20 protein-coding genes are annotated in these 18,664 nt (G+C 63.9%); 11 read left to right on the plus strand and 9 right to left on the minus strand.

The window, feature by feature from the left end; translation table 11 throughout:
* Position 1 precedes the first annotated feature (1 nt).
* The 6 genes from ASILVAE211_RS14435 to ASILVAE211_RS14460 all read right to left on the minus strand — a co-directional run bounded on the left by ASILVAE211_RS14435 (position 2) and on the right by ASILVAE211_RS14460 (position 6,458).
* Positions 2 to 1,519: a sodium:solute symporter family protein gene (locus ASILVAE211_RS14435; protein ID WP_227322038.1), complete on the minus strand. Its 1,518-nt coding sequence runs from the start codon at positions 1,517 to 1,519 to the stop codon at positions 2 to 4.
* A gap of 242 nt (positions 1,520 to 1,761) precedes the next feature.
* Entirely contained in the window at positions 1,762 to 2,463 is a 702-nt protein-coding gene (locus tag ASILVAE211_RS14440; protein WP_227322039.1) for an ABC transporter ATP-binding protein, read from the minus strand.
* The gene (locus tag ASILVAE211_RS14445) at positions 2,463 to 3,182 is read right to left on the minus strand and encodes an ATP-binding cassette domain-containing protein (protein WP_227322040.1); all 720 of its coding nucleotides are present in this window, start codon (positions 3,180 to 3,182) and stop codon (positions 2,463 to 2,465) included. Before ASILVAE211_RS14445 ends, ASILVAE211_RS14440 begins: the two co-directional genes overlap by 1 nt.
* Positions 3,179 to 4,243 carry a branched-chain amino acid ABC transporter permease gene (locus ASILVAE211_RS14450; protein WP_227322041.1) on the minus strand — a complete coding sequence of 355 codons (1,065 nt, stop codon included), beginning with the start codon at positions 4,241 to 4,243 and terminating at the stop codon, positions 3,179 to 3,181. The genes ASILVAE211_RS14445 and ASILVAE211_RS14450 overlap by 4 nt, the downstream gene beginning before the upstream one ends.
* A gap of 11 nt (positions 4,244 to 4,254) precedes the next feature.
* Complete coding sequence (locus ASILVAE211_RS14455; protein WP_227322042.1) at positions 4,255 to 5,121, minus strand: branched-chain amino acid ABC transporter permease; 867 nt, start codon at positions 5,119 to 5,121, stop codon at positions 4,255 to 4,257.
* Between the two features lie 89 nt (positions 5,122 to 5,210).
* Positions 5,211 to 6,458 (minus strand): urea ABC transporter substrate-binding protein, encoded by a 1,248-nt coding sequence (locus ASILVAE211_RS14460; RefSeq protein ID WP_227322043.1) that lies wholly within the window; start codon positions 6,456 to 6,458, stop codon positions 5,211 to 5,213.
* Positions 6,459 to 6,900: 442 nt separating this feature from the next.
* Between ASILVAE211_RS14460 and ASILVAE211_RS14465 the strand changes: the two genes are divergently transcribed.
* On the plus strand, positions 6,901 to 7,215 hold the full coding sequence (locus tag ASILVAE211_RS14465; protein WP_227322044.1) for a cupin domain-containing protein: 315 nt from the start codon (positions 6,901 to 6,903) through the stop codon (positions 7,213 to 7,215).
* 40 nt (positions 7,216 to 7,255) lie between these two features.
* On the plus strand, positions 7,256 to 8,770 hold the full coding sequence (locus ASILVAE211_RS14470; RefSeq protein ID WP_227322045.1) for an amidase: 1,515 nt from the start codon (positions 7,256 to 7,258) through the stop codon (positions 8,768 to 8,770).
* 51 nt (positions 8,771 to 8,821) lie between these two features.
* On the opposite strand, the gene ASILVAE211_RS14475 is transcribed toward ASILVAE211_RS14470, so the two are convergent.
* The 3 genes from ASILVAE211_RS14475 to ASILVAE211_RS14485 form a co-directional block, all read right to left on the minus strand.
* Entirely contained in the window at positions 8,822 to 9,847 is a 1,026-nt protein-coding gene (locus ASILVAE211_RS14475) for an asparaginase (RefSeq protein ID WP_227322046.1), read from the minus strand.
* Between the two features lie 33 nt (positions 9,848 to 9,880).
* Entirely contained in the window at positions 9,881 to 10,582 is a 702-nt protein-coding gene (locus tag ASILVAE211_RS14480) for a M48 family metallopeptidase (RefSeq protein ID WP_227322047.1), read from the minus strand.
* 103 nt (positions 10,583 to 10,685) lie between these two features.
* A complete protein-coding gene (locus ASILVAE211_RS14485) occupies positions 10,686 to 12,098 on the minus strand; it encodes a nitronate monooxygenase (RefSeq protein ID WP_227322048.1) in 1,413 nt (470 codons plus the stop codon).
* 145 nt (positions 12,099 to 12,243) lie between these two features.
* Here ASILVAE211_RS14485 and ASILVAE211_RS14490 point away from each other — a divergent pair, with 145 nt between their 5' ends.
* The 9 genes from ASILVAE211_RS14490 (at position 12,244) to ASILVAE211_RS14530 (ending at position 18,660) form a co-directional block, all read left to right on the plus strand.
* On the plus strand, positions 12,244 to 13,227 hold the full coding sequence (locus ASILVAE211_RS14490; protein ID WP_227322049.1) for a pseudouridine-5'-phosphate glycosidase: 984 nt from the start codon (positions 12,244 to 12,246) through the stop codon (positions 13,225 to 13,227).
* A 43-nt stretch (positions 13,228 to 13,270) separates the two neighbouring features.
* The gene (locus ASILVAE211_RS14495) at positions 13,271 to 14,116 is read left to right on the plus strand and encodes an N-formylglutamate amidohydrolase (protein WP_227322050.1); all 846 of its coding nucleotides are present in this window, start codon (positions 13,271 to 13,273) and stop codon (positions 14,114 to 14,116) included.
* 25 nt (positions 14,117 to 14,141) lie between these two features.
* Positions 14,142 to 14,432 (plus strand): nucleotidyltransferase family protein, encoded by a 291-nt coding sequence (locus ASILVAE211_RS14500; RefSeq protein ID WP_227322051.1) that lies wholly within the window; start codon positions 14,142 to 14,144, stop codon positions 14,430 to 14,432.
* Entirely contained in the window at positions 14,429 to 14,773 is a 345-nt protein-coding gene (locus ASILVAE211_RS14505; protein WP_227322052.1) for a HepT-like ribonuclease domain-containing protein, read from the plus strand. The genes ASILVAE211_RS14500 and ASILVAE211_RS14505 overlap by 4 nt, the downstream gene beginning before the upstream one ends.
* Positions 14,774 to 14,782: 9 nt before the next feature.
* Positions 14,783 to 15,826: an LLM class flavin-dependent oxidoreductase gene (locus tag ASILVAE211_RS14510; protein WP_227322053.1), complete on the plus strand. Its 1,044-nt coding sequence runs from the start codon at positions 14,783 to 14,785 to the stop codon at positions 15,824 to 15,826.
* An 86-nt stretch (positions 15,827 to 15,912) separates the two neighbouring features.
* Positions 15,913 to 16,875 (plus strand): 2-hydroxyacid dehydrogenase, encoded by a 963-nt coding sequence (locus ASILVAE211_RS14515; protein ID WP_227322054.1) that lies wholly within the window; start codon positions 15,913 to 15,915, stop codon positions 16,873 to 16,875.
* Positions 16,876 to 16,886: 11 nt separating this feature from the next.
* Positions 16,887 to 17,915, plus strand: coding sequence for an L-idonate 5-dehydrogenase (locus ASILVAE211_RS14520; RefSeq protein ID WP_227322055.1), 1,029 nt, complete (start codon positions 16,887 to 16,889; stop codon positions 17,913 to 17,915).
* A gap of 39 nt (positions 17,916 to 17,954) precedes the next feature.
* The gene (locus ASILVAE211_RS14525; RefSeq protein ID WP_227322056.1) at positions 17,955 to 18,194 is read left to right on the plus strand and encodes a hypothetical protein; all 240 of its coding nucleotides are present in this window, start codon (positions 17,955 to 17,957) and stop codon (positions 18,192 to 18,194) included.
* Between the two features lie 151 nt (positions 18,195 to 18,345).
* The gene (locus ASILVAE211_RS14530) at positions 18,346 to 18,660 is read left to right on the plus strand and encodes a co-chaperone GroES (protein ID WP_227322057.1); all 315 of its coding nucleotides are present in this window, start codon (positions 18,346 to 18,348) and stop codon (positions 18,658 to 18,660) included.
* The last annotated feature ends 4 nt before the right edge of the window (positions 18,661 to 18,664 follow it).

Genomic DNA, 18,664 nt, shown 5'->3' on the forward strand with positions numbered 1-18,664 from the left:
ATCAAGCGCGGCGGGGTTTGAGGGCCAGCGCGCTGACAGCGCCGGCCGAGGGTGTGCGGGTCGATGTGAGGTCGAACAAGCCATCGACGCGCGTCGCCTCGGCGGCCGAGACCGGCAGAAGATAGGCGCAGGCCGCATAGACCAGGAAGTTGATGACGAGCGCGATGACGCCCGATGTCAGACCCCAGGCCCAGCCGATGCTGGTCGGGTAGAGGCTTTGCAGAATGATCGCCGCCGCGAAGCCGATGACCACGCCACCGATGGCGCCCGCCTTATTGCCGCGCTTCCAGAAGACGCCGAGATATTGCGGCACCGCCAACTGGATGATGCCCTGATAGGAGAGAATCGCCAGCATGAAGAGATGCGGAATCTGAATGGTGGAGAGCCAGGCGGCGATGATGGTGACGACGCCCATGCCGACCTTGGCGACGATGACCGACTGCTTGTGGTTCAAAGGCTTGTAGACGCCGACGATATCATTGGCGATCTGCGCGCCGGAGGCCTGAATGCCGCCGTCGACATTGCCCATGGTCGCCGCCAGCACGACGACACCGCCGAGGCCCAGCAGGAAAGGTCCGCCCGCCATCTGGCAGACAGTGAACCACATCGCTTCCGGCGCCTTGGCGACTTCCGGCAGGAAGCTCGCCAGCAGGCCGAGAATGACGAGACCGCCGGCAAAGAGGAAAGACAGCGGCGCGCCGAAGGCACCCGCGCGCTGCACGCTCCGCACGCTATTGGCCGTGTAGAGACGGATGAAGATGGAGGGCCAACACCAGCCGCCGAGTGCGCCGGAGAAGATGATGGCGAAGACGTAAAGCGGGCCGACGCCCGACCCCAGGCCCGGCAGCGTCACCTGCGCCGCCGGCAGCTTCGCGAGGCTGAAGCCATGGCCGAAGGCGAGCCAGATGATCAGGCCGATGATGATGATGGTGCCGCCGATATAGGCGGCCACGCCTTGCAGCATGTCGGACAGAATGACGCCGCGCATGCCCATGCGGATGGTCCAGAACTGGCGGACAACCATCAGCAGCACGCCGGCGATGACGGCTTCCGTCGCGCCCAGCTTGCCGAAAGACAGGGCCTGGAAGAGATCGCCCAATCCCTTAAAGCCCAGGATCAGCCAGGGGATTCCGGAAATGATGCCGACGATGGCGCCGATCACCGACATGCCGTGCGAGTTATACCGCAGTGCAAAAAGATCCGGCTGCGTCTTGAGGTCAAACAGCTTGCCCCAGACCCAGACACGTTCGGCCATGACATACATCAGCACGACGGTGAGAAGGCTGTAGACGAGGAAATAGAAGGAAATCACGCCGCCGCTGGCGGCGAGCCCCGTAATGGCCAGAAAGATGCCGCCCGGCCACCAGGTATTGAGGAATGACATCGCCTGGTAGAACGGCCCGAAAGAGCGGTTCGCGACCGCATAATCGGTGAAGGATTTGTCAGAGACATGGGCCATCTGAAGAACGATGATGACCGCGACGCAAAACAACGCAACCAAGCCAAATGTGATGATCATGGTGCCGCCATTGCTGGAAGTGATGACGCAATGATTTCAGCCTAACACATCACCGAACCGTTACAAGATGGAGACGCTCCCTTATCGTCACCCGCGGACTTGTTCCGCGGGTCTACCCATTGCGGCGCCCAAACGCCGTCCGGGTGCCGCAATGGGTAGATGCCCGGCATAAGGCGCGGCTGGCTAAGCCGGGCATGACGCAACCAATAGCGTTTCCGCCTCTTCCCGACAGCGTCTTGCCGTCACACCATGCCGACGAATTCCTCCATCATGGCACGGTCTTTGGCCACATGCGGCGGCACTTCCCGGATGATGAGGCCTTTTTGCAGAATCAGCACGCGTTCCGAGAGAGACGTAATAAAGTTCAGATTCTGCTCCACCAGCAGAATCGTCAGCCCCTTTTCGCGTCCGATCTTTTGCAGGGTGTCGATCATCTCCTCGATGATGGAGGGCTGAATGCCTTCCGTCGGTTCATCGAGCAGAATGAATTTCGGGCCGCCGCAAAGGCAGCGGGCGAGCGCCAGCAATTGCTGCTCGCCGCCCGACAGCGCGCCGCCCGGACGCTCCAGCAGGCGTTCCAGGCGCGGGAAATCCGCGAGGATCGAGTCGATGGTCGGCTTTTCCGCCTGCTTCGCCAGCAGGCAGCCCATGCGCAGGTTTTCATAGACGCTGAGGCTGGAAAAGATTTCGCGGCCCTGCGGCACATAGCCTATCCCCATGCGCGCGCGCGCCGTGGGCGACAGGCCCTTGAGGCTTTTGCCGTCGAACGCAATATCGCCACCGGTCATGGGCAGATAGCCCATCAGCGTGCGCAGCAGCGTCGACTTGCCCATGCCGTTATGGCCGAGGATGCCGACGAATTCGCCATCCTTCACCGACAGGTTGATGCCGGCCAGGATGGGAATGCGGCCGTAGCCGGAGCGGAGATCCGTGACGTTCAACATCAGTGGGCCTGCTTTCCGAGATAGACGTCGCGCACGCCGGGATCGGCCAGAACCGCTTCGACCTGATTCTCGATCAGGATCTTGCCGCGATTGAAGACCGTCACCGTCTTGGCGATCATGCGGATGAACTGCATGTCGTGTTCCACCACGACCAGCGCCTGCTTCTTGTTGATTTCGCGAATCAGCTCGGCGGTGCGCAGCACTTCCTCATGCGTCATGCCGGCGGCGGGCTCATCGAGCAGGATGAGGTCCGGCTCCTGCGCCAGCACGGTCGCGATTTCCACCCATTGCCGCTGCCCATGAGCGAGCTGGCCCACCATGCGGTCGGCGATCGGCGACAATTGCAGCAGCTCCATCGTCTCATCGACGATCTGCCGCGCATGACGCAGCGACTTCTTGCGGCCTGCCGCGATGCCGATACCTTCGCGCACCGTCAGCCCGTTGAAGACATTCGGCACCTGCGTCTTGATGCCGACACCCAGCCGCGCGATCACATGCGGATGCGCGCCCGTGATGTCCTGGCCGCGAAAGCGCACCACGCCTTCCGTCGGACGCAACTGGCCGGTGAGGATTTTGAAGAAGGTGCTTTTGCCGGCGCCATTGGGGCCGATCAGGCAGCGCAGTTCCACCTCTTCCAGCTTCAGATTGACGTCCTGCACGGCGGCGACGCCGCCGAAGCGCATGGTGACGTTTTCGGCTTCCAGCAAAGGAACGCTCATCGGCTGGCCTCCTGCGACACGGGTTGCGCCAGGGTGGTACTCGGCTGTTTGGCGGGTATCAGGCGGCGGAAGCCGGCGCGGATCACCGGCACCACGCCCTGCGGCACCAGCAGCACGAAGGCCACCAGCACGATGCCGAGCAGCAGGTTCGGGTCGATGACATGCTGGCCGCCGGCGACATTGATCAGATACTGAATGCCGACCGCGCCCAAAATCGGCCCGATCAGCGTACCGAGCCCGCCGACGAGGACATAGATGATGACCTGGGCCGACATCGTCAGACTGAAGACGGTCGGGCTGATGAAGGCGCCCCAATTGGTATAGAGGCAGCCCGCCAGGCCGGAGATGCCGGCGCCGATGATGAAGGTCAGCAGCTTGAACAAGCGCGGGTCATAGCCCAGAAGCTGGGCGCGCGTTTCATTCTCGCGGATCGCCACTACGACGCGGCCGAAGCGTGAGGCCAAAATCCATTTCAGCAGAATATAGCACAGGATCAGCGCACCCATGGCCGCGTACCAAAGGCCGTTGGTGTCGAGCTGCGCATCCGGATTGCCCGGAATGTTCAGCGGCGGCACCGAGGGAATGCCGTTGAAGCCGCCCAGCGGCGCCTGGCCGATATGGTAGATATCGCCCGAAGTTGAATTGAAGAGATCGAACAGGATGATGCTGACGGTCAGCGTGATGACGCCGATATAGGCGTCTGAAATGCGGCCGTAGAACATGAAATAGCCGAGCAGCGCGGCAAACAGCATCGGCACGATGATAGCCAGCGCTACGGCCCCGGTCGTGTCGGTCATATTCAGCGCGCCGACGGCATAGGCATAGCCGCCGAGGCCCAGGAAGGCGGACTGGCCGAAGCACAGGATGCCGCCGAAGCCCCAGATGAAACCTTGCGCCAGCGCGAAGATGGCGAGCGCCGCCAGCACCGTCAGCTGCAACAGGCCGAAGGTGCCGGTCACCATGGGTGCGCCCACCAGCAGCACCAGACCTGCCACCACGACCGCAACCGGGCCCCAGATGCCGCCCGCGGAATCCGCGCGCTTCAATTTACGGAAGATCATCGCATTCCTCCTTACAGGCTGCGCCGCAAAAAGCGGCCGGTGATGCCTTGCGGCAGGATGCGGATCATGACGACGGCGGCGAGCAGCAACGCCACCTCGCCGATGACGGGCGTCGATTTGAAGGAAACGAAGGTGTCGATGAAGCCGAAGAGGCCCGAGGCCAGCGACGTGCCGGTGACGATGGCGGCACCGCCGCCCAGCACCGTGATAAAGGCCTTGGCGATGAAGGCAGCCCCCATGACCGGGGAGACGCCCGAAATGGGGGCCAGCACACCGCCCGCGAGGCCTGCCAGTGCGGCGCCCAGCGCGAAGGTCGCCATATAGATGGTGGGCGGGGCCACGCCGAGGGCAGCCGCCATATTGGGATTCTGCATGGTCGCGCGCACGATCAGGCCGTAGCGCGTCAGGCTGAGCATGGCATAGAAGCCGGCCAGCGCCAGGATGGCGACGACGACGATGACGAAGCCGTAAAGGCTGGCCGCGTAATGGCCGATGGAGAAGCTGCCGACCGGGGTGGGTACGCCGCGCGGGTCATTGCCGAAAATGCTGGTCATGAGGCCGATAAGGCCGAGGCTCAGCCCCCAGGTGGCAAGCATGGTGTCGATCATGCGGCCATACAGGAAGCGGATCAGGCAGCGTTCCACGACAAGCCCGACCAGGCCTACGAAGATCGGCGCGATGATCAGCATGGCGATCCAGATATTGATGCCATGGGTATTCGCAACATAGGTCGCATAGGCGCCCAGCATCATGAACTCGCCATGCGCCAGGTTGATGATTTTCATCATGCCGTAAATCACGCCGAGGCCCACGGTGATCAGGGCAATCGTGCCGATGCCGACCAGGATGTTGAAGCCCACAAGGCCATAAAGGTCCACGCCTCGTCTCCTAAAGCCAAATATGCCGGTTCACGGCCGTCCAGGAATGGCAGCGCGGGCGATGAGGCCCACGCTGCCACCGGTCGAAATCAATCCACGTTGACGATGAACTGCTTGTCCATGCGCGGATTCTTGATCAGGTCGCAGACGGCGGCCGTATCGGCCGGCGGCGACGCCGGGTAGGTGTCCTGGATCGCCCATTCGCCGGCCACGGCCTTGGCGAGATAGGCGTTGTGGATGACGTGATGGGTGGCGGGGTCCATCGTCGCCTTGCCCGAGGGGCCGTCGATGGTGATGCCGCTTTCCAGCGCCTTGATCACGGCCAGACGCTCGACGGTTCCGGCTTTCTTGACGCCTTCGGCCCAGAACATCATGCCCTCGTAGGAGGCGGAATCCAGTTCGCTGAGCATCGGCAGGTTGGGGCCGAACATCTTGGCCATGCCGTCCGAGAAAGACGTGGAACCGGCGCCCGGCACGGTCGGGTACCAGCCGAAGGCCGAGATGATGCCGTCGGTCACGGAGGGCGCCATCGACTTCAGCTCGTTCGACAGGCCGAAGACCGAGGACGCGACCGGGATCTTGCTCTTCATGCCGGCGGCGGCCCACTGGCGGTAGAAGCCGAGATGGTTGGCGCCGACCAGCGGAGACAGCACGAAATCCGGGCTGGCCTGCTGGATCTTGCTGATCGTGGCGGAGAAGTCCGTGACGTCGAGCGGGAAGAAGTCGGTTTCCAGAACCTGGCCGCCGCCCTCGCGGGTGTATTTGGTCATCCACTTGGCAGTGATATGGCCGTAATTGTAGTCGGCCGCGATGATATAGGTCTTCTTGCCCCAGTTCTTCAGCGCATAAGGCACGATATGGCTGACGGTCTGCGCGGGCGTGGTGCCGGTGCAGAAGATGTCACGGTCGCAGACGCCGCCTTCATATTGGGTATTGTAGAAATAGAGGGTCTTGAACCGATCGAAAATCGGGCGAATGGCCTCGCGCGAGGCCGAGGTGATGCCACCCTGCACGACCGCGACCTTGTCCTTCAGCGCCAACTGCTGAGCATATTGCGTATAAAGCTGCATGCTGGACTGGGTGTCGTAGGTCACCAGCTGCACCGGACGCCCGAGCAGGCCGCCCTGGTCATTGATGACCTTCGCCGCATATTGCGTGGCCTGCAGCATGGGCTGGCCGCTGAGGCCCAACGGGCCGGACTGGTCAAGCAGCACGCCGACCTTGATGGGCTCGGCCGCGAGCGCGTGGCGGGCAATGAACGGCGTGGACAGCGCGGTGCCGCCGAGAGCGGCTCCCAGCTTCAAAAAGCCACGGCGCGTGCCGGGTGACTGGCTCATGCGTATTTCCCTGCGATGAATGAAGCGCGAATAACAAAACAGCCGATCGACCTCGCGGTCGCTCAAACCGTTTTTCGCAAGCGCCATGCCAAAGCCGGTAAGGCGTCATCGGGTGTGTCTGAATTGCCTGGACGACCCTTGAATTCGTCATGCCCGGCCTCGTGCCGGGCATCCATCGGCATGGGCGCCCGCAGGACAGAATCCGCGGCACAATGCCGGGGATGACGAGCCTCGTATCGCGTGCAGTGCACAAAAGCATGTCGGACATGTGCGGGCTGCACATTTTATGCTCACCCGGACATCCTGTGACAATTGCCTGGGCCAATGCGACATCGGTGCGCATTTGCTCGGGTCTGGGGCGTGACAGCGGCAAAGCCCGTGCTAGCATCCCGGAGCCTGCTTTTTCCTCCATCCATCATCGCCCAGCGGAGCCCATCGTCTCATGACTTTTGCCTGCGAAATTCCCGCCGTGCCGACCGTGCAACGCGATGACGAGGATCTGCGCATCACGCGCTGGGATTTTCCGGTCGGCGCCGCCACCGGCTGGCATGAACACGGCTGGCCCTATTTCGTCATCATGATCACGGACGGCACGCTGCGCGTTCATAACGGTGAGACAATCATCGAAAACCCGCTCACCCTCGGCCAGAGCTACGCCCGCCCGTCCGGCATCAAGCATGACGTGATGAACGGCTCGCCGCACCCGATCGCCTTCGTCGAGATCGAAATCAAGCGCAGCGAAGCTATTCCCTTCTGACGCCTTTCCGTTTCGATTTCATAAATAAGGATGACGTCGCATGGCCGTTGAGAAGCCGACCCTCGATCAACTGGAAGACATCGCTTTCGATCTGGGCATGGAACTCTCCCCCGAAAAGCTGGAGACCTTCCACGCGCTCGTGGATGGCGCGGTCGCGTCCTACCGTATCATCGCGGAACTGCCGGATGAGAAGCCCATCGTCACCTATCCGCGCACACCGGGCTACCAGCCGGACGCCGCCGAAAACCCGCTCAACGCCTGGTATGTGAAGGCGACCGTCAAAGGTGCGGCCGAAGGCAAGCTTGCCGGCAAGACGGTGGCGTTGAAGGACAATGTCTGTCTGGCCGGCGTGCCGATGATGAATGGCGCAGCCACGCTGGAAGGCTATGTGCCGGATCAGGACGCGACGATCGTGACGCGCATGCTCGATGCCGGGGCGACGATCCTGGGCAAGGCCCATTGCGAAAGCTTCTGCCTCTCGGGCGGCAGCCATACGGGTGCGCTGGGTGCCGTGCATAATCCCCATCGCCCGGGCTATTCGGCAGGTGGCTCCTCCTCGGGCTCGGCCGCGCTGGTGGCGGCCGGCGAGGTCGATCTTGCAATCGGCGGCGACCAAGGCGGGTCGATCCGCATTCCCGCAGCCTTTTGCGGCATCTACGGCATGAAGCCGACCTGGGGGCTGGTTCCCTATACCGGCGTGATGCCGATCGAAAGCACGATCGACCATACCGGGCCGATGACCGCGACCGTCGCCGACAATGCGCTGCTGCTGGAAGTTCTGGCCGGGCCGGACGGGCTCGATCCGCGTCAGACGGGCTGCACGACGGCGCGCTATACCGAAGCGCTCGGTCGCGGCGTGAAGGGTCTGCGCATCGGCATCGTGACGGAGGGTTTCGGCTGGGACAATTCGCAGGACGGTGTCGACGCCAAAGTGCGTGCGGCCGGCGCGCGTTTCGCGGAACTCGGCGCGGAGGTGTCCGAGGTCAGCATTCCGTTCCACCGCATCGGCAAGGATATCTGGACGCCGATCGGGAACGAAGGTTTGCAGGCCCAGATGATGCACGGCAACGGGATGGGCTTTAACTGGAAGGGCCAGTACAACGTCGGTCTGATGGATGCCCATGCCTCATGGCGCGAGCGCGCCAACGACCTGTCCGACACGCTCAAGATTTCCATGCTGATCGGCGAGTATTTCACGACGAAATATCGCGGCCGCTATTACGCCAAGGCGCAGAACATCGCGCGCCGCCTGGCCGCCGCCTATGACAAGGCATTGGGCGACTACGATCTGCTGCTGATGCCGACCCTGCCGATCGTGGCCAGCAAACTGCCGGAACGCGAGGAAGGAACGGAAGCCTATATCATGCGGGCTTTCGAAATGATCGCAAATACCGCGCCTTTCGACGTCACCGGCCATCCCGCCATGTCGCTCCCCTGCGGCCTCAGCGACGGGCTGCCGGTCGGCGCGATGCTGATCGGCAAGCATTGGGACGAGAGCACGATCTATGCGGCGGCTGCCGCCTTCGAAGCGGCCGGTGACTGGAAGACCTTCTGACAACGACGCTGTCCCCGCGCAAAGCTTGCGCGGGGACAGCAGACTGACATCTCAATCCGCAGCCCGCATCACGGCGGCCGTAAAAGCTGCCCAGGCCGTTTCGCTGTCGAGACCGGCCGCGCCGACATCGCCCAGCAGGACAGAGAGCAGAATGCGCGCCTTCTGCCCTGTCAGATCCCCCGCGAAAATCGCTCCCGCCTTTGCCAGGTCAACCCCGCCGCCATTGCCATAGACGGGCTTCACCCGCCCTTCTCCGCAGCGGGAGGTGACAAGGACGGGAATGCCCTGCGCCACGGCCGCGCGCGTTGCGTCCACGAAAACCGGCGGACAATTGCCGAGGCCGAAAGCCTCCAGCACGAAGCCGCGCGTGCCGTTCGCCATCGCCCATCGCATGAAGCGGTCATCCATGCCCATGGCCATCTTGATCAGCTCAACCTGCGGCTCCACCCGCTGCACCGGGAACAGGCACAGGTCCACCGGACGACGGTAGAGACGCACGGCCCCGTCATCGACCAGACCGAGCTTGCCGTGATCGGCGGAATGGAACGTGCCCGGCCGCGAGGTATGGGTTTTCCGCACATCCCGCGCGGCGTGAAAAACCCCATCGAAGAGAATGACGGTGCCGATGCCGCGTGCGGCCGGCGACGCCGCCAGTTGCACCGCCTCGCTCAGATTGCGCGGCCCATCCGTATCGGCTTCCTCGGCATTGCGCTGCGCGCCGGTGAAGACCACGGGCTTGCCGGACGGCACCGTGAGACCGCTGAGGAAGGCGCTCTCCTCCATCGTGTCGGTGCCATGGGTCACGACCACGCCCAGCACATCGGGCTCGGCCAGCAGGGATGCGATGCGCTGCGCGAGGCTGAAGGCCGTCGGCAGGTCCATGCGGAAGCTGTTGACGTTGCAAAAATCTTCCGTGCGCAGCGTGACGCCGGACGGCACGCCCTGCACCAGCGCCGCCATGTCATCCGCGCCGATGGCCGCGACGAAACTGCCTGACGCGGCGTCGTGACGGGATGCGATGGTGCCCCCCGTGGTCAGCAGGACGACGCTGCCCGCCGGCTCTGAGATAGCAGTCAAAGACAAAACTCCTGTGGATCAAAAAGCGGGCGGTCAGCCGATGCGCATCAGGCTGAGCCCTTCGGCACGCAGCCAGTCCGACGCAGGCTCCCAGCCCGGGCAAAGCTCGGCCACTAGTCCCCAGAAGGCCGGGCTGTGATTGAGATGGCGCAGATGCGCCACTTCATGCGCCGCGACATAATCCTGCACGAAGGGCGGCGCCATCACCAGCCGCCAGCTGAAAGCCAGCGACCCGTCCGGCGCGCAACTGCCCCAGCGCGTGCGGGTATCCTTGATAAGAACGCGACGGGGCTTCAGCCCGATCCGCGCCGCATGGGTACAGGCCAGGGCTGAGAGGCGCTTCCGCGCCTCGGCCCGCAGAAAATCGCCCACGCGGCGGGGCAGAAAATCGGCGTCGCCCGTCACATGCAGCACGCCCTCCGCTGCCCAGGCAGCGCCGCGTGCCGCCGATTCGTGATGGATGACATGGGGAATGCCGTCGAGCGGAACGCGCTCGCCCGCGGCCAGGGTAACGCCGCTGGGCAAGGCCGCCAGCCGGCTGGAGACCCAGGTGCCGTTTTCCAGCAGCAGCGCCATGCCGGCTCGTTTGGAGGAACGCGGCGGCAGGGTGACGACAACGGCGGCGTGGCGCGCGTCGATACGCAGGCTGATGCGCCGCGCCCGCTCGCTGCGCCGCCATATCACCTGCGCCGAGCCGCCCGGCAGGGCCAGCGTCTCACGGCTCAGCTCAGCCATGGGAAGATTTTTGCATGATGGGCGCAGTCTGCCCCAGGCCTCGCCGAAGGCTCAAGCGCATTCGGCGGTCAGGAGGCACGTCTGCGACGCGCCTCCTTCCGTCTCAGCGACCGGTCTTGATCCGGTCGATCAGCTGCCGCACGGTCGGGATGAAGCCGTTCGAATAGAACGGGTCCGTGCTGAAACGGTAGCCGTTATGGCCGCTGAACATCAGGTTGTTCTCGGCCGTGAACTCATCCGTCGCGTCATGGCCGATATTTTGCAGCGTCTTCTGGATGCAAAAGCTGCGCGGATCGGCCTTCTTGCCGTTGGTATATTCCGGCCCTTCCTGACCCCAGTTCGAGAAGCGGCACTGGCTGAGGCAGCCCATGCAATCGACCTGATCCTGATAGATCTGGCCGGCGCGCTCGGGCGTCACGAAGATCAGCGTCGTATCCGGGGTGCGCAGCGCCTCGGTGAAGCCCTGGGCCACCCATTGCCGCACGCGCGTCAGGTCAGGCTTCGTCAGATAGACGATACGCTTGCGCGGGCCGACGCCGAATTCGGCCGTATGCTCGCCCACAACCTCGGTCGTATAGGCGACCTGGCGTTCGCTGCGGCCGCGCAACTCCTGCATGAAGTCGTTATTGACGGCACTAGAATAGAAGCCCGTCGGGCTGAAGCGGTTGAGGAAAATATCCCCCTTCTTCAGCGACAGCAGCTTCTGCTTCCAGCTATTGCCGATGGGGCTTTCCTGGGTCAGCAGCGGGCGGGTGCCGAACTGGAAGGCGATGGGGCCGAGTTCGGGATTGTCGATCCAGTCCTCCCACTCCTCCAGCCACCACACACCGCCGGCCATGATGATGGGCGTATCGCCCAGGCCGAATTCGCGCATCTGGCGGCGCAGCGCCAGCACGCGGGGGAACGGGTCTTCCGGACGGGACGGGTCTTCGCTGTTCGACAGGCCGTTATGCCCGCCGGCCAGCCAGGGGTCTTCATAGACCACGCCGCCCAGCAGGTCGGACGCCTTGTGATAGGCGCGCTTCCACAGCGCGCTGAAGGCGCGGGCCGAGGAAACGATGGGGTAGTAATGGACCCCGAACTTCATCGCTATGTCCGACAAGCGGTAGGGCATGCCGGCGCCACAGGTGAGGCCGTTGATGAGCCCCTTGGCGCCTTCCAGCACACCGGTGATCACGCGCTCGGCGCCGCCCATCTCCCACAGGATATTGGCGTTGATCCGGCCGCGCCCGCCATTGATGTCATGCGCGCGCTGCGCCTGGGCGATGCCGCCCTTGATGGCGTAGTCGATCATTTCCTCATGTCGGTCGCGCCGCGTGCGGCCTTCATAGGTCTGGCGGATGATCGTGCCATCGGCGGCATAGCTATCGGCATTGACGGCGCTGAAGGTGCCGACGCCGCCTCCGGCTGCCCAGTGGCCACAGCTATTGCCGTCGCTGACAGCGACGCCCTTACCACCTTCGACGAGGGGAAGAACCTCTGCCCCTCCCATCCGGATCGCATTCAGCGCCTTCATAATCCCAATTCCGATGCGCGCGGAGCAAACACTGCCACGCTGGTCCCTATATTCTTTGCCCTACGGGCGAACTGCCCTACAGATGCGGGGCAAGGGCCTGCGCCCCCAAGTCTCACCACTCTATCGCGAAATGGTGCTGTAACCCATGAACGGCTCTTCGCCCAGCCTTGCCGACAAAGCGGCGACCTTGACCCCACCCATTACAGTGTCTCGGGATGTGGCGGAAGCGTTACAGTCGCAAAGGCCGGTCGTCGCCCTGGAATCGACCATTATCACCCACGGCATGCCATTTCCCCAGAATCTGGAGATGGCCCGACAGGTGGAGGCAGACTGCCGCGCCGGCAATGCCGTGCCCGCGACCATCGCCTTGCTGGATGGTGAAATCTTGGTTGGAATGTCGGCCGAGCAGCTGGAGCGGCTGGCCAATGCGCCTTCTCCCATGAAGCTGAGCCGGGCCGACCTCGGATTCGCCCTCGCCATGGGCCGCTCCGGCGGCACCACCGTCTCCGCCACCATGATCTGCGCGGCACTGGCCGGAATCGCGGTTTTCGCCACCGGCGGCATCGGCGGCGTGCATCGGGACGGCCAGGACAGTCTGGATATTTCCGCCGACCTGGACGAACTGGCGCGCACGGCCGTCACCGTCGTCTGCGCCGGCGCCAAGGCCATTCTCGATCTGCCGCGCACGCTGGAATATCTGGAAACGCGCGGCGTGCCCGTGCTGGGCTATCAGACGGACCACCTGCCCGCCTTCTGGAGCCGGGAAAGCCCCTGGCGCGTGTCGATGCGGGTCGATACGCCGGGCCAGATCGCCGCCACCATGCAGGCGCGGCAGCGCCTGGGCCTGGGCGGCGGCGTGCTCGTCACCAACCCGATCCCGGCTGCCGATGACATTCCCTATGACCTGATGGCGGTCGTGGTGGAGGAAGCCTTGCAGGAGGCCAAGCTACAGCGGGTGGAGGGCAAAGCGGTCACGCCGTTTCTTCTCTCCCGCATCCTGACGCTGACCGAAGGGCGCAGCTTGACCGCCAATATCGCCCTCGTCCGCAACAATGTGCGCCTCGCCGCCGCTATCGCCAATTCTGTTACAGAACGGGCGCTCGCGGAAAAGAAGGGCAGCGCCGCCTGATTGCCTGATGACAGGGGCGCGGCAGGGCGCTTGAATTGCGGGCATGAATTATTCAGCCGTCACCGCGCCGCTCAGCGTGACCCAACCGGACGTGCAGACGGTGCCGCTCGTCTTCTCCTCCGCCCATTCCGGCGCCGATTATGACGCGCGCTTTCTGGCGGAAAGCCGGCTGGAACCGCGCACCTTGCGGCGGAGCGAGGATTATTGCGTCGACCGGCTTTTCGCCGCCGCCCCGGATTACGGCGCCCCGATGCTGTCCGCCCATTTTCCGCGCGCCTATTGCGATGCGAATCGCGAACCCTGGGAACTCGATCCGCAGATGTTCGAGGATGCGCTGCCGCCCTGGGTGAACACCACCAGCGCGCGCATCGGCGCGGGATTGGGCACCGTGCCGCGCATCGTCGCCTCCGGCGAGGCGATCTACGGTCATAAGCTGCGCTTCGCCGAAGCCGAGGACCGCGTTCGCCGCTGCTGGGAACCCTATCATGCCGCGCTGCGCCAGCTGATTGACCAGACCATGCAGCGCTTCGGTGTCTGTTTCCTGATCGATTGCCATTCCATGCCCTCCACCATGGGTCTGGCGACGCCCGATTTCGTGCTGGGCGACGCCTATGGCACCGCCTGCGACAGCGGGCTGGTGGCGAAGGTGGAACAATGCCTGCGGCGTCTGGGCTATTCCGTGCGGCGCAACGACCCCTATGCCGGCGGCTATGTGACGCGCCATTACGGCCGTCCGCGCGACGGCGTGCATGCCTTGCAGATCGAGGTCTCGCGCGGCCTTTATATGGACGAGCGGCGGATCGAACGGCATAGCGGCTTCACCCGGCTGCAACGCAACCTGACGGACCTGATCGCCTTTCTGGCCGCCGAGGATTTTGTGATAGGGTGATTCGAACAGGTCGCCGAGGAGTGTCATGAAGCCATCCACCGCGCTCGCATCCCAACGCCATGCCATCCGCGCGCTGACCGGGCGCTATCGGGTAACAAATCCGCGTGTTTTTGGGTCGGTCGCGAAAGGCGAGGACAAGGACGGCAGCGATCTTGATATTCTGGTCGATGCGCTACCTGACACCACCTTATTCGACCTCGGCGCATTGCAGGAGGAATTGCAATTGCTGTTGGGCGTTCCGGTCGATGTCCGAACGCCAGGCGATCTGCCAGACAGCATTCTGGCGCGGGTATTGACCGAGGCTCAGCCGGTGTGAGCGACAGCCGCCTCCCCCAATATTTGGATGAAATGCGGCGAGCGGCCGATAATGCCAGAGACTTCGTGTCTGGAATGAGTCTGGACGCGTTTCGCTTGGATAAGCGAACGCAACAGGCTGTGGCTATGAGCATCATCATTATCGGCGAAGCGGCAACCCAGATCATGGATCGCTATCAAGCTTTCACCGAAGCGCACTCCGATTGGCATTGGCTGGCGATGCGCGGAATGCGCAACCGGATCGCCCATAGCTATTTCACGATCGACATGAAGATCGTGTGGACTACCGTGCAAACTGAAATTCCCGAAATTCTGTCTCAGCTCAACGCCATCTCTGAATGACCAAAGCCCATGCAACTCGGCATCTATAGTTTCGGCGAAACCGCTGTGGACCCGGCCACCGGTCGCGCGCCGGACGCCGGGCAGCGCCTGCGGGATTTGGTGGCGGAAATCGAACTCGCCGATCAGGTCGGGCTGGATGTTTTTGGCGTGGGCGAGCATCACCGGCCGGATTACGCCGTCTCCTCCCCCGCTGTGGTTCTGGCCGCCGCCGCCAGCCGCACCAGGCGCATCAAACTGACCACCGCCGTGACGGTGCTGAGTTCCGACGACCCTGTGCGCGTCTTCCAGGATTTCGCGACGCTGGACCAATTGTCGGAAGGCCGGGCCGAAATCACCGCCGGGCGCGGCAGTTTCATCGAATCCTTTCCGCTGTTCGGCTACGACCTCGACGATTACGACACGCTGTTTCAGGAAAAGCTCGACCTGCTGCTGCGCCTGCGGGATGAGGAGCGCATCACCTGGGCCGGGCGCCATCGGCCGGCGCTGGACGATCAGCCGATCTTTCCGCGACCCTTTCAGAACAAATTGCCGATCTGGGTCGCCATTGGCGGCACGCCGGCCTCCGCCGCGCGGGCGGCGCGCCTGGGCCTGCCGATGGCGGTCGCCATCATCGGCGGCGAGCCGGCGCGCTTCGCGCCGCTGCTGGACTATTACCGCGACCAGGCCATCCGCGCCGGGCGCGACCCGGCGACACTCCCCATCAGCATCAACAGCCACGGCTTCGTGGGGGAGACGACCGAAGAGGCGGCGGAGGACTTCTTCCTGCCCCTCAAATCCGTCATGGATCGCCTGGGTGCGGAGCGTGGCTGGCCGCCGATGGGCCGCGCCGAATATGACCGCCAGCGTGGACCCAGCGGCGCGCTTCTGGTGGGCAGCCCGGAACAGGTGGCCGAAAAAATCCTGTTCCAGCACACCATCTTCCGCCACCAGCGCTTTCTGCTGCAAGTCTCGGTAGGCCCCATGCCGCACGCCAAGATCATGAAAGCGATCGAGTTGTTCGGCACGCGCGTCGCGCCCATTGTCCGCGCCGAGGTGGCCAGGCGCGGCTATTGAGCCATGCTTGACGCCGGTCCACCCTCGACGCCAAATGATGATAGCGATAACACAAACAAGAAGACCCCAGTAAGGAAGGCCAAGCCATGACGCAACCGAGCGACGTGGGTGACACGCGCCCTGAAATCCTCATCGCAACGCCGCTGCCGGCGCGGGATATCGCGCCGCTGGAAAGCCAGTTTCTGATCCACCGCTATGATCAGGCGTCGGATAAGCCGGCTTTTCTGGCCGGATGCCGCAAGGTGCGCGCCATGCTCACCAGCGGCCATACCGGGGCCGATGCTGCTTTGATCGCGGCCCTGCCCGCGCTTGAGATCATCACCTGTTTCGGCGTCGGCGTGGACGGGGTCGATTTCGAGGCCACCCGTGCACGTGGCATTCCCGTCACCAATACGCCGGATGTGCTGACCGGCGATGTCGCGGATCTGGCGATCGCACTGGCACTTTCCGTCATGCGCGACATCCCCAAGGCCGACGCCCATGTGCGCGCCGGCAAATGGACATCCGGTACCCTGCCCCTGGCCCGGCGCTTCTTTGGCAGCAAGATCGGCATCCTCGGGATGGGCCGCATCGGCTTGGCCACCGCCGAGCGCGCGCGCGGCTTCGGCTGCGAGATCGGCTATTTCAATCGCTCGGCCAAGCCGGGCCTGCCGTATGAGGCTTTCGAGACCCCGCAGACGCTGGCCGCCTGGGCGGATGTGGTGATCATCACCTTGGCCGGCGGCGCCGGCACGCGCGCGATTATGGATGCGGCGGCGATCGAGGCCCTCGGCCCGACCGGCTATCTGGTCAATGTCTCACGCGGATCGACGGTCGATGAAGCGGCGCTGATCGAAGCACTGCAAACGGGCAAGATTGCCGGCGCCGGCCTCGATGTCTTCCTCAATGAACCCAATATCGATCCGCGTTTCGCGGAGCTGCACAACACCGTGCTGATGCCCCATCTGGGCAGCGCGACCGATGAAACGCGCCGCGCCATGGGACAATTGATGCGGGACAATCTGGCCGCCCATTTCGCCGGCCAGCCGCTGCTCACGCCAGTCGAATAAGGATCTTCGTCATGCGCACGGTCGTCATTCACGCTGCGAAAGACTTGCGGATCGAGGAGCGGGCGGTGGAGCCGCTGGAGCCCGGCCAGGTTGCGGTCAAAATTCAGGCGGGCGGCATCTGCGGCTCGGACCTGCATTACTACAATCATGGCGGCTTCGGCGCGGTGCGCGTGCGGGAGCCGATGATCCTGGGCCATGAAATCGCCGGCACGGTTGCGGAGGTCGCACCGGATGTGACCGGCGTGAAGCCCGGCGACCGCGTGGCGGTGAACCCCAGCCGCCCCTGCCGGGCCTGCCGCTTCTGCCTCAAGGGCCTGCCCAACCAGTGCCTGAACATGCGCTTCTATGGCAGCGCCATGCCCTGGCCCCACATCCAGGGCGGGTTTCGGGAGGTTCTGGTCTGTGACGCGACCCAATGTGTGACGGCGACGCGCGCGTCAGTCGCCGAACTCGCCATGGCCGAACCCTTTTCCGTCGTGCTGCATGGCCTGACCCGCGCCGGGTCGCTGCTCGGCGCCCGCGTGCTGGTGACGGGATGCGGGCCGATCGGCGCGCTGGTGGTGGCGGCCGCCCATCTGCATGGCGCCGCCGAAATCATCGTGACGGATATTGTCGACGAGCCGCTGGCAATCGCGACAAAGCTGGGCGCGACGCGCGCCCTGAATACCATGGCCGACCCGGACGCGCTGAAACCCTATCTGGCCGACAAGGGCCAGATCGACGTCATGTTCGAATGCTCGGGCAATGAGCGCGCCTTGCGTGCCGGCATGGAAGTGGTGCGGCCGCGCGGCACCATCGTGCAGCTGGGCCTGGGCGGCGATATGTCGGTGCCGCAGAACATGATCGTGGCGAAGGAACTGTTGATTACCGGCTCTTTCCGGTTTCACGAGGAATTTCCGCTTGCGGTATCGCTCATCGACAGCGGCCGGGTTGACCTGACACCGCTTCTGACCGGCAGCTATCCGATTGAGGAGGCCGTCACCGCCTTCGAACGGGCGAATGACCGCAAACGCGCGATGAAGGTGCAGCTGGCGTTTTAGCGAAGCGTCATCCGCGCAGGCCGCACCGGGCTTGCGCGGATGACGAGCGACACCGGCTTTGTGTGGCGGGCCGCGCGTTTTCATCACGCTGGCCGCCGGTTTTCGTGCTATTTTGCGGATACCGCTGAAACATCGTGGTGCCGCAGCACCGAATGCTGCGGGAACAGAATCGTCAACAAGATGAAACTCCTGCCCTTCGCCCGGACCAAATGGCATGCGGTGCTTTACGCGGCCGGCGGCTCCACCCTGATCTGGTGGTGGTGGCTCGCGCGCTGGTGAGGCCCGCGCAGCCAGTCGAGATACCGGCATTGTTAGAATGCTGGCACTCTCAGGCATAGAGTGCTAAGATCTGGTTGCTCGAAGCGTGTCACAATGGCACCGGGTCAGCGCAGCGGCCGCAAGCGGCCGGCACCAGGTAGTACCCCATCCTATGAAATTTCGTCCCTTGCACGACCGCGTTGTCGTACGCCGCGTCACGCCTGCTGAAAAGTCAGCCGGGGGCATCATCATCCCCGACAATGTCAAAGATAAGCCCATGGAGGGTGAGATCGTCGCCGCCGGTCCGGGCGCCCGCAATGAGCAGGGCGTCGTGGTGGCGCTGGACGTCAAGACCGGCGACCGCGTGCTGTTCGGCAAATGGTCCGGCGCGGAAGTGAAGCTCGACGGCGAAGAACTGGTCATCATGAAGGAGAGCGATCTCCTCGGCGTGATCGAAGACGGCGTCAAAACCGCCGCCGCTGCCTGAACCA

The organism is Acidisoma silvae (assembly GCF_020618775.1).
GTDB lineage: Bacteria > Pseudomonadota > Alphaproteobacteria > Acetobacterales > Acetobacteraceae > Acidisoma > Acidisoma silvae.

Bases quoted from the DNA above. Each gene is read 5' to 3' on its own strand.
- ASILVAE211_RS14510 (WP_227322053.1), top strand. From the start codon at position 14,783: ATGCAACTCGGCATCTATAGTTTCGGCGAAACCGCTGTGGACCCGGCC.
- ASILVAE211_RS14515 (WP_227322054.1), top strand. From the start codon at position 15,913: ATGACGCAACCGAGCGACGTGGGTGACACGCGCCCTGAAATCCTCATC.
- ASILVAE211_RS14470 (WP_227322045.1), top strand. From the start codon at position 7,256: ATGGCCGTTGAGAAGCCGACCCTCGATCAACTGGAAGACATCGCTTTC.
- ASILVAE211_RS14530 (WP_227322057.1), top strand. From the start codon at position 18,346: ATGAAATTTCGTCCCTTGCACGACCGCGTTGTCGTACGCCGCGTCACG.
- ASILVAE211_RS14480 (WP_227322047.1), bottom strand. From the start codon at position 10,582: ATGGCTGAGCTGAGCCGTGAGACGCTGGCCCTGCCGGGCGGCTCGGCG.
- ASILVAE211_RS14525 (WP_227322056.1), top strand. From the start codon at position 17,955: ATGACGAGCGACACCGGCTTTGTGTGGCGGGCCGCGCGTTTTCATCAC.
- ASILVAE211_RS14485 (WP_227322048.1), bottom strand. From the start codon at position 12,098: ATGAAGGCGCTGAATGCGATCCGGATGGGAGGGGCAGAGGTTCTTCCC.
- ASILVAE211_RS14500 (WP_227322051.1), top strand. From the start codon at position 14,142: ATGAAGCCATCCACCGCGCTCGCATCCCAACGCCATGCCATCCGCGCG.
- ASILVAE211_RS14445 (WP_227322040.1), bottom strand. From the start codon at position 3,182: ATGAGCGTTCCTTTGCTGGAAGCCGAAAACGTCACCATGCGCTTCGGC.
- ASILVAE211_RS14495 (WP_227322050.1), top strand. From the start codon at position 13,271: ATGAATTATTCAGCCGTCACCGCGCCGCTCAGCGTGACCCAACCGGAC.
- ASILVAE211_RS14435 (WP_227322038.1), bottom strand. From the start codon at position 1,519: ATGATCATCACATTTGGCTTGGTTGCGTTGTTTTGCGTCGCGGTCATC.
- ASILVAE211_RS14520 (WP_227322055.1), top strand. From the start codon at position 16,887: ATGCGCACGGTCGTCATTCACGCTGCGAAAGACTTGCGGATCGAGGAG.
- ASILVAE211_RS14460 (WP_227322043.1), bottom strand. From the start codon at position 6,458: ATGAGCCAGTCACCCGGCACGCGCCGTGGCTTTTTGAAGCTGGGAGCC.
- ASILVAE211_RS14450 (WP_227322041.1), bottom strand. From the start codon at position 4,243: ATGATCTTCCGTAAATTGAAGCGCGCGGATTCCGCGGGCGGCATCTGG.
- ASILVAE211_RS14490 (WP_227322049.1), top strand. From the start codon at position 12,244: ATGAACGGCTCTTCGCCCAGCCTTGCCGACAAAGCGGCGACCTTGACC.
- ASILVAE211_RS14465 (WP_227322044.1), top strand. From the start codon at position 6,901: ATGACTTTTGCCTGCGAAATTCCCGCCGTGCCGACCGTGCAACGCGAT.
- ASILVAE211_RS14440 (WP_227322039.1), bottom strand. From the start codon at position 2,463: ATGTTGAACGTCACGGATCTCCGCTCCGGCTACGGCCGCATTCCCATC.